Annotated in this window: 8 protein-coding genes and 1 pseudogene; 2 read left to right on the top strand and 7 right to left on the bottom strand. The window is 57.2% G+C overall.

Annotated features, from left to right (window positions below; all coding sequences use genetic code 11):
* Positions 1 to 78: 78 nt before the first annotated feature.
* Positions 79 to 858 (top strand): annotated as a pseudogene (locus AC2FLU_RS20255) (flagellar basal body P-ring protein FlgI); the annotation flags it as partial.
* Positions 859 to 911: 53 nt separating this feature from the next.
* Here the strand turns inward: AC2FLU_RS20255 and AC2FLU_RS20250 are convergent.
* From AC2FLU_RS20250 to AC2FLU_RS20240, 3 genes are read right to left on the bottom strand one after another with little or no spacing between them, the layout of a single operon-like run.
* Positions 912 to 1556 (bottom strand): DUF1523 family protein, encoded by a 645-nt coding sequence (locus tag AC2FLU_RS20250; protein ID WP_480520045.1) that lies wholly within the window; start codon positions 1554 to 1556, stop codon positions 912 to 914.
* 10 nt (positions 1557 to 1566) lie between these two features.
* The gene (locus AC2FLU_RS20245) at positions 1567 to 1833 is read right to left on the bottom strand and encodes a hypothetical protein (protein WP_480474728.1); all 267 of its coding nucleotides are present in this window, start codon (positions 1831 to 1833) and stop codon (positions 1567 to 1569) included.
* A gap of 1 nt (position 1834) precedes the next feature.
* Positions 1835 to 3172 carry a DUF6638 family protein gene (locus AC2FLU_RS20240; protein ID WP_496812094.1) on the bottom strand — a complete coding sequence of 446 codons (1338 nt, stop codon included), beginning with the start codon at positions 3170 to 3172 and terminating at the stop codon, positions 1835 to 1837.
* On the opposite strand from AC2FLU_RS20240, the gene AC2FLU_RS20235 reads away from it, so the two are divergent.
* A complete protein-coding gene (locus AC2FLU_RS20235; protein ID WP_496715773.1) occupies positions 3171 to 3308 on the top strand; it encodes a hypothetical protein in 138 nt (45 codons plus the stop codon). The two genes, AC2FLU_RS20240 and AC2FLU_RS20235, sit on opposite strands and share 2 nt — an antisense overlap.
* A 308-nt stretch (positions 3309 to 3616) precedes the next feature.
* Here AC2FLU_RS20235 and AC2FLU_RS20230 read toward each other — a convergent pair whose 3' ends face one another.
* The 4 genes from AC2FLU_RS20230 to AC2FLU_RS20215 are packed head-to-tail and all read right to left on the bottom strand — an operon-like array spanning position 3617 to position 8215.
* Positions 3617 to 5548, bottom strand: coding sequence for an AAA family ATPase (locus tag AC2FLU_RS20230; RefSeq protein WP_496808272.1), 1932 nt, complete (start codon positions 5546 to 5548; stop codon positions 3617 to 3619).
* A gap of 55 nt (positions 5549 to 5603) precedes the next feature.
* The gene (locus AC2FLU_RS20225) at positions 5604 to 6722 is read right to left on the bottom strand and encodes a hypothetical protein (protein WP_496808271.1); all 1119 of its coding nucleotides are present in this window, start codon (positions 6720 to 6722) and stop codon (positions 5604 to 5606) included.
* Entirely contained in the window at positions 6715 to 7131 is a 417-nt protein-coding gene (locus AC2FLU_RS20220) for a hypothetical protein (RefSeq protein ID WP_480555297.1), read from the bottom strand. The genes AC2FLU_RS20225 and AC2FLU_RS20220 overlap by 8 nt, the downstream gene beginning before the upstream one ends.
* A 4-nt stretch (positions 7132 to 7135) precedes the next feature.
* A complete protein-coding gene (locus AC2FLU_RS20215; protein ID WP_267365200.1) occupies positions 7136 to 8215 on the bottom strand; it encodes a coiled-coil domain-containing protein in 1080 nt (359 codons plus the stop codon).
* Positions 8216 to 8305 lie beyond the last annotated feature (90 nt).

Genomic DNA, 8305 nt, shown 5'->3' with positions numbered 1-8305 from the left:
GGGCAAGTTGTTCACATGGGTCAATTCTCAGTGAAAATTTTGGGGCCTACCGGGTCACTTCTCAGCGGAAATCAACAGGTTTCGGCGATAGGCGATTCAAACAGCCTATTGGGTGGGACGCTGGTTATGACCCCACTTAACGCAGCAGACGGGCAAATCTATGCGGTTGCACAAGGCACAATCCTTGCGGGTGGCGTTTCCGCTGAAGGAGAGGCCACGTCGGTCGTGCGCGGGGTGCCAACCTCGGGCGTGATCCCGTCCGGCGCGCGTGTTGAGCGTGAAATTGAGTTCGACTTGTCAACTCTGACCCAAATGCGCCTGGCATTGAGAGAACCCGATTTCACCACGGCCGCGCGTATCGAATTCGCCATAAATACCGAGTTCAACAGAGCTGTGGCAATCATGCGCGATTCAGGCACGGTTGAGCTCAACATTGCTGCAACGCAGGCAGTATCAACGGCCCATGCCATCGGGCGTATCGAGAATATTCTGGTCGAGCCGGAAGCAAAAGCGCGTGTGGTGGTCGATCAGCGGTCCGGCACTATCGTTATGGGGCAGGAAGTCCGGATATCGCGTGTGGCTGTCTCTCAGGGTAATCTGACCCTGACAGTTCAGGAAGCGCCGATTGCCGTGCAACCCAACCCGTTTGCCAAGGGCGAAACAGTAATCGTGCCGCGCACTATTGCGGGGATCGAAGAGGAAGAAGGAACTGGCCTTGCCGAAATCCCCGAAGCTACGACCCTGTCGGAGGTTGTCGCAGGCCTGAACGCGCTGGGGGTGTCGCCCCAGGATATGATCGACATCTTGAAAACCATCAAGGCGGCGGGTGCCTTGCACGCAGAATTTGTCGTCAGGTAGCCGGCATCTCTGGCCCAACGGGCGTGCTGAGAACATGCCCGCGACGTTAAGGCCTATTTCGACTTCCAGCTGTCCAGCCAGCGCTGAAATCTGTTTCGGCGTTCTTCAATCGCGTCGCCGGCAGCATAAAAGCCGTCTTCCACATTCTCAATCATCGGATCAATTCGGGCCTTCCGGAACCTGCGCCAGCGCACCCAAACCGCCCAGACCAGCGCGGCAAAAATTGTCAAGAAAATGATGTTGAACCAGGGAATGACCTGCGCATCCGGCCCTTCCACATGTTTGATGAAAATGGCGTTGGGAAAGATCGACATGAACTCATTGCGCCACCCGTAATGGGTCACGACCACCCATTTCGGGTTTTCCTTGGTCGATTTCGCATCATTAGCTTCGGTGTAAAGGTTCGCCGTGTCGAACTTGAAGTAGGGTGGCCACCCCCACCCGGTGTCTTCGTTTCGGTACACGATCGGCTTGCCATTTTCGCGCACGGCCTGAATGAATTGCACATCCCGGTTAGACAGGCTGGTCGATTGGTCTTCGGGTTCGGACCAGAATATCCGTGTCCAGTCGTTCAGATCCTGCCGCTCTTCGTAGGTGTTTACGATACGCACAACGTCGTGTTGCGGCAGCGAGTATTGCAGGACCGCAGCGATCGTTCCCCAGAAGATGATGATGAACGCCCATTTCACGTAGGCCATGCCTAAACCCTCACATGTAATTCACGATGTAGATCAGCGCGCCAATCGCCACCCATGGCACAATATAGACACCCAGGATCAGTTTGCGCCGGAACGAATTGTCATACACATGCAACCCGCGTTCGACAAAGGCGTCCTTATTGCCCGACTTGCCCTTCTCGTCCCACCAGCTTTCCAGTTTACGACGGCGTATCCCGCGCGAGTAGAAAGACAGCGCGACATAGGCGATCGTTTGGATCACCAACAAGATCAGCAAAAGGCGCAATAACCCGAACATCTCAGCCTTTCCTTACCGAACCCCACGGACCGACCCGCGCGATTATGTCATCGCTGACCCGGTCTTCGCCGCTCATGTCCGGCTCATGGCCGAACAGCGCGGCACGGGCCCCTTGCTTGTCCACCTGATACTCGCGCGCGAGGAAGTCGGCAACATAGGCTTTCTTGCTCTCGGGCCATCTGGAATAGGTGTTATAGAACAGCTCTTTGTGGCAGATGAACATCTGGCGTGGATCCAGCGGGGCCAATTCGGCCAGCAGCATATTCACCAGATCACGGTTCGGCGTGTCAGCGGCGCGCAAAGTGTAGAAATAAGCCGGATGATCCGACGTGATACGCGGCCACGGCCCCCCGTCGCTTGCCCAGCGCAGCAGTTGCGCAAGGCCGTGATAGGCTTCGGGCAAGCGATCCGAGTGATTGCGCGCCAACCGCCGCATATCGCTTCGGTCCAGTCCGGTCAGGTCGACATCTGCATCCGCTGCCGCGTCGACAGTCAGGAAATCCATCTTCTGCTGCAGGATCGCGGCCGCATCCACGCCGCGCGCCTTAACGATGGGTTCGACCAGATCATTGTAATCCAGAAACTTTGCAATCTGGTTCCGCTGCGACGGGTCAAAAACGTATTTGATCGGCAAATCGTCAGGCTTGTCACCCATGCAGATCGCCGCCGGGTGGTCCAGATCCGGGAACAGGTACAGCCCGCCGAAATGCGCCGTCCAGAAATTGCGTTGCTCAAAATCCGTGTGGCGCAGATGGACGGGGTTGCGCGTGACGTCGCCGGTTTCCTTGGCCGTTTCTATCATCTTCGCGATCAGCACATCGTCGAACCAGGCGTCCTCGGCGGTTTTGAATTGTTCGACCATGCCCGCCAGCTGCTGCGCCTTGCGCAAGGTGCCGCCTGCGGTGTCGGCCTCAATCTCGATCTTGCGCAGATTAAACAAATCACGGGGACTGCTGAGCTTGAAGACCGAGTTCACCAGCTCTCCGGCCACCGCATCAGTGGCGGTCAGGGCAAACAAATGCGCTTCATTCATCTCGATAAACTCGCGCAGGATATCGCGCGAGGTCGAGAACTTGACGTTCAGCAAAGGCGCGCGTTTCTGCTCGGTCGTCAGCAGGATGAACTGCCGGTTGACCCCGTTGGGGTTGAGGTAGAGCTCGTCCTCCAACTCAATCCCCACCTCCGGCGAATAGCCCGAGATATCCACATGAAAATCCGAAAGCTGAGTGGTCTTGCCCGCCAGATGCTGCAGCGCGCGGTTATACCTCTCGACTAAGGCCGGGCTGGAGATGTGGACGAGGTTGCCGAACATCAGGCCTTTTTTGATGAGGCGGATCATGACCCTTGCCTTCCCGCGCAACGGTAGCGATGCGCCCGGCCTGAGGTTGGGTGCGGAACGCGCCCGCCGTCACGCCAAAGGCGTGCCTTCGGCACGACGTGGGCGGGTCGGGCGCGTCGCGGCTGCGCCGCGATGACCTTTTGACGTTTACACCAGACGCTCATGACGCCTCTTTCTGCATGTGCAATCTTACGACTACTGCAATGATTACGCCAATCGAGGTGGTTGAAGAGAACATCGCCATCGGCCAGAGTGGAATGCTCTCGACAGATATAAGACTCAGAGATTTCAAAGTATATAAAATCAGCAAATTCACTAGCGGGACCAACAAGGCTGCTACCGATCCGTGCAGAACCTTGGACCTTCTGACAATTGGTGCCAAAAACCATATCGCGTAGGGCACCACCCACCCAACTGCTATTGCGACGAACAGCGAGGTATAGGTCATCCCTTCCCCTCCAGATACCGCCGCTTGGCCTCTTCCATCCGGCCCATCTCACGCACCGCGTTTTCGATGGCGACCTCGTCGCTCTTGTCGGCGTAACGGAACTCGCTGTCGGCGTAGCGATTGATCTCCTGCATCACCATCTCGACCGTGATCGGCTGGCGCAGGTCCTCGATCATGGCCTTCTTGGTGTCATAGTCGCGGAACAGGAACAGGTCGGGGTTTTCCATCCATTCGTCGGGCAGTTCGAAATCCATCGCGCGGACCTTGACCGCGTCGGTGATGTTCTTGATCGCACGGCCGGTGAACCGTTCATCCGCCTGTTGGATCGCCTTGAGGTAGGTACCCAGCTTGGCAATTGTGTCCATCTGACCGATCTCGCCCGAGACCCGGTCATAGACCTGCAACAAAGCATCCTCATGCGGGCGGGAATGGCTTTCGAAACTGGCGGCGACGGCCTTTTTGATTTCCTGCGCGGCGTAAGCCTCGTGTTCGCCCAGCGGGATGTCGTGGTTGCGACCCATCAGCAGGTGCAGGATGTCGATGTAATCCTCGCGCGTCTGCGGCCCGTCCACCAGAAACCGTGCGCCTGCCCGCTGACGCAGGGCGTCGTCCACATTCTCGGGGTAGTTCGAGAACATGCCAAAGGTGCAGTTGCCGCGTACGACGGTATTGGCACCGGCAAAGCTTTCCATCAGCACGGCGGTAATCTCCAGCTGCCCGGCTGACGACTGCCGGTCGCCGCGCTTGCCCGCCAGCTGGTCGATATCGTCGATGGTGCCGAACCCGATGACCGACGGGTCGATGATCGTGTTGATAAAGGCCTTGGCGTTCTGGCCGGATTTGCCCTGATAGCTGTCGATATTATCCGTGCTCAGGTTCTGATAGCGGAACGGATAGCCCGCGTTCTGGCAATACTCGTTGATCAGCCCGGCCATCATCTGGATCAGTGTGGTCTTGCCGGTGCCCGGTTTGCCGTCACCCATGAAGGTGAAGATGAACCCGCCAAGTTCGGCAAACGGGTTCAGGCGGCGATCGAAGTCATAGGCCATTACCATCTTGGCTAACTTCATCGCCTGATACTTGGCGATATGGTTGCCGACCACTTCGTTCGGCTTCTTGAACGTCATGGTCAAGGTGGTGGATTTTGCCTTTGAAGCGGGCTCGAACCCCCGTATCGTCAGATCATCCGCCTCAATATGCCAGGCCGCATTCTGGAACGGGGCCAGATGACCTGTGGACCCTGCGCGCAGGGCTGACTTCTCCATCAGTTGTTCGGCATAGGCGCTGGTGGCCGCGATCAGGTGGGCATCCTCCAAGGCGTATTTGGCCAGCACCTGATCCAGTTCCCACAGGGCGCCATGCAGGGCAAGTTGGCCGTTGTCGGTCAGGACCTCTTCGATCTCACCAATATCAACCGTGGTCTCACCCAGATGCGAGGACAACAGATAAGCCAGCGCGTTGCCGAACGTGTGTAACGTGATCAGCGCTTCGGCTGTCAGTACCTCTGAAAACTCGGTCTTCCGTGCGGCGGGCAGATCCCCGGCCAGGTTTGCCCGTTTCAGATCGGCCAGCGGGGTCTGTTCCGCATAAGTGTCCGCCACGGCCAGAGCGATTGCGACGGCGCGGCGGATCACCTGTTGTGCAGTCGCTTGCGGCGGCGAAACCAAGGCGTCACCATCGTCCGAGGCTTCGATCCTCTCAACCAGATGCACCCCGTCTGCGCGCACGGTCCGGCGTGTCACCAACCCCGGTGTCGTCGAGCGAAACCGCCGACCGGTTGACACGCCTGGCGAGCGTTCAACGGTGGTTTCCACGGCTTTGGCGATCCGCGGCGCATGTTCGAACCCATTCAGCAAAGCGGTCGCTGCCGGATAATGCTTGCGAATATCGTCTTCGCGCAATTCCATCTGATCTGACGTCAAACTCATCTAAAAAACCGCCCTTGCTTCATCTTTTCAAAAATACTCTCGCCGAAGGCGAAAATTAGTACCTCAAAACCTGCCCCGCATTGCTGACGACGAACTTGCGCACATCTGCAAATCCCGGCGGGTTGCGTTCGGCCAGCACCTGAAACGGGCGCTGTGGCAAGATGATCGACCGTTGGGTGCGGGTGGCCCCGGTCTCGGCCCCCTGCCCGCCGAAAGGATCCAGCGCAAAAACCTCACGCTCGACAGTTGAAAACCAGCCAGCGCGTTCCTCGATGACCTCTTCGCTGTGCAACTCTTCGGTGGTCCAGGCCAGCGCCCAATCCTGACCTTGCGGAGATTGCGCATCCTCCAGCACCTGCCGCAAGGGGCCGGATTGTTCGGTAAAGGCCGAAGAATACATCGGCCCCACGTGAATACGTCGCAGGTGTTTGGGGTGCAGGTCGTTGAAATCCTGATCAAAGCCCTTGGCGATGGTCACCAGTTTCAGCCCGCCTAAAGACTGCGCCATCAGGTGAGCCTGCACCTCAGGCCAGCGGCGTTGGTCCTTGGGCAGGGCGGTTTTGCCTGTGTCCTCCAGCTGCATCAGATAGATGACGGGCAGGTTGATCTGGCTGTCATAGACCGCCCAGTGGATCATGAACTTGCGCCGCTCGCCCTCATTCCCGATCCAGTGGCACTCAGGATCGTTGCGGGCCCAGAACAGCTGACCCTTCAGCAACTCTTCATAATAGAGCCTTTGTGACAGCGCAAATTGCAGTTTGGTGGGGATTTCCCGGTCGCCGATGATCGTGCGGACCATGTCGGTTTTCAGGTCATCTTCCGAGGGCATATTCGCCAGATGCACCTGCGCCTGCTGCGCGTCATTGGCCATGGTCAGCAACTCGGCCGCCACCGGAAACCCGCTGTCGCGCTTGTCCATTGCAAGGCTGCCAAAGAACCGCCCCGTATCGCGCCCGACCAGCAGGTATTTCATCGACAGCGCGCGGAAAGTGTAGAGCAACCCCGAGAGGTAGCGCGATACGATCCGCACCTCTTGCTTGCTGATTGCGCCCTCCGCCTCCATCGTCGCGGCCACACGCAGAAGATGGACAGTGATCACCTCAAATTTGCGGAAATAGCGACGCGAGGCGAAGGTGTCAGTCAAGCCGACATGGTCTTGGCTGGGGTTAGTCATTTGCGCATACGCGAGCGGAAATTTTTGCCCTGCAGTCTTCAAGTTGAGCCACAAAAATGAAGAGGTAGAGCCCAACAACGCCGCTCACCGGCAACCCCCACCGCAAAAACAGTGGAGCTCCTAGGAACATACCTGCAAAAGGCAATGCCCACTCCTTTCTATACTTTCGCCAGAGAGCTTTTGAGAAGATTGCTTTTCCAAATGTAAACTCGCCCCCCCAACCCTCAGCAGCGTCTGATGAGGATTTCACAAAGTAAGCAATCAGAAGCTGACTGGGTAGCATGGTCCAAATCGCAACCACACTTAGAGTTGGGATATTTGCAATCAGCCCGACGCCAAACGCAATCGTTAGGGCCACCGTTATAACTGCCAATACGGCTAGAGAGATTTCTCGCGCAGAATAACGCACGCACTCATCCCCCATACAAATTCTTATCATGCTTCTCGACAATCGAGGCAAACCGGCGCGCAAACCGCTCATCCGCCTTGGCCTTTTTCTCAAGAACGTCACGGGCAAAGACCATGTGGTCCTCGTGCGCCTCAAGCATGTCGGCCATTTTCTGGTTGGTCGCGGTGCCGATGGCGGCCATCGCCGTCTGCGCCTCTTGATCCGTCTGCACACCGATCTCGTTGATGCGGTGGGCCACGTCCTGCTGCTGCGCGGTTTTCAGCGATTTTGTCAGGGCGTCATACAGCACCACGCGCTGCTGCGTGTCTGTCTGCAGCTTGTTGATCAGCACCATCTGCGTCGCCGCCTGGTTCTGGAGCGAATCGACCCAGGTCTTACCCTTTTCGATATAACGCTCCAGTGTCTGAGACTTGGCCAACTTGACCTGCTCTTCCTGAACCTTGGCGTTGTATTGCTTGTTCAGTTCGGCCAGCTGAGTTTCCAGCTGGGTGCGCGCGGCGGCGTCCTGTTCAACGCTGATCTTGTTTTCGAGCGTGATAATCGCCGGGTCCATGCCCTGAATCTCGGCCCGCAATGCTTCCAGTTCGGCCACGGTTGCCTCACGGTCATCCAGCGTGCCTGTCAGGTTGTCCTCGACCTTTACGCGTTGTTCTTCCAGCACGGTCAGCTGCCCTTGCAGCAGCTTCACGATCACATCGGATTTGGCGATCAGATCCTGCAACTTGTCGTCGATATTGGCCGTGCGCATCCGCTCTTGCCGCAGCGACTCGGATTTTCCCTTGGAAAAGATGCCAACAAACGATTCCCACCCGGTTTTCGAGCGCATCTCGTCGAAATCCTTGGAAAACGCGTTGGTAACATCGTCCAGACCCATGATCAGCTCGGCGATGTTGGCGTTCATCACCTCAGTGTGGGCGTGAACATCCTCGAGCGTGGCATTTTCGATGTCGATATCGGCCTCGGCCGTTCCAATCTTGGCCCGCGCCGCTTCGATGCGCGAGGTCAGCCCCTCAATCTGCGACTGGCTTTCGCGCACTTTCGTTTGCGTTTCTTTGATGAGCGCTTCGAATTGCTGGTTCGACATCTCTGCTGTCCTTTTTTTCTTTAATTACCCAATAAGATAGGAAATGTTACGGTCATTTACATCCCCTTGAGTCCAAAAATCACGCAAACT

Source organism: Ruegeria sp. SAZD013, assembly GCF_059612525.1.
This window is presented reverse-complemented; position numbering and strand designations above follow the sequence as displayed.

Bases quoted from the DNA above. Each gene is read 5' to 3' on its own strand.
- AC2FLU_RS20250 (WP_480520045.1), bottom strand. From the start codon at position 1,556: ATGGCCTACGTGAAATGGGCGTTCATCATCATCTTCTGGGGAACGATC.
- AC2FLU_RS20245 (WP_480474728.1), bottom strand. From the start codon at position 1,833: ATGTTCGGGTTATTGCGCCTTTTGCTGATCTTGTTGGTGATCCAAACG.
- AC2FLU_RS20235 (WP_496715773.1), top strand. From the start codon at position 3,171: ATGACCCTTGCCTTCCCGCGCAACGGTAGCGATGCGCCCGGCCTGAGG.
- AC2FLU_RS20240 (WP_496812094.1), bottom strand. From the start codon at position 3,172: ATGATCCGCCTCATCAAAAAAGGCCTGATGTTCGGCAACCTCGTCCAC.
- AC2FLU_RS20230 (WP_496808272.1), bottom strand. From the start codon at position 5,548: ATGAGTTTGACGTCAGATCAGATGGAATTGCGCGAAGACGATATTCGC.
- AC2FLU_RS20225 (WP_496808271.1), bottom strand. From the start codon at position 6,722: ATGACTAACCCCAGCCAAGACCATGTCGGCTTGACTGACACCTTCGCC.
- AC2FLU_RS20215 (WP_267365200.1), bottom strand. From the start codon at position 8,215: ATGTCGAACCAGCAATTCGAAGCGCTCATCAAAGAAACGCAAACGAAA.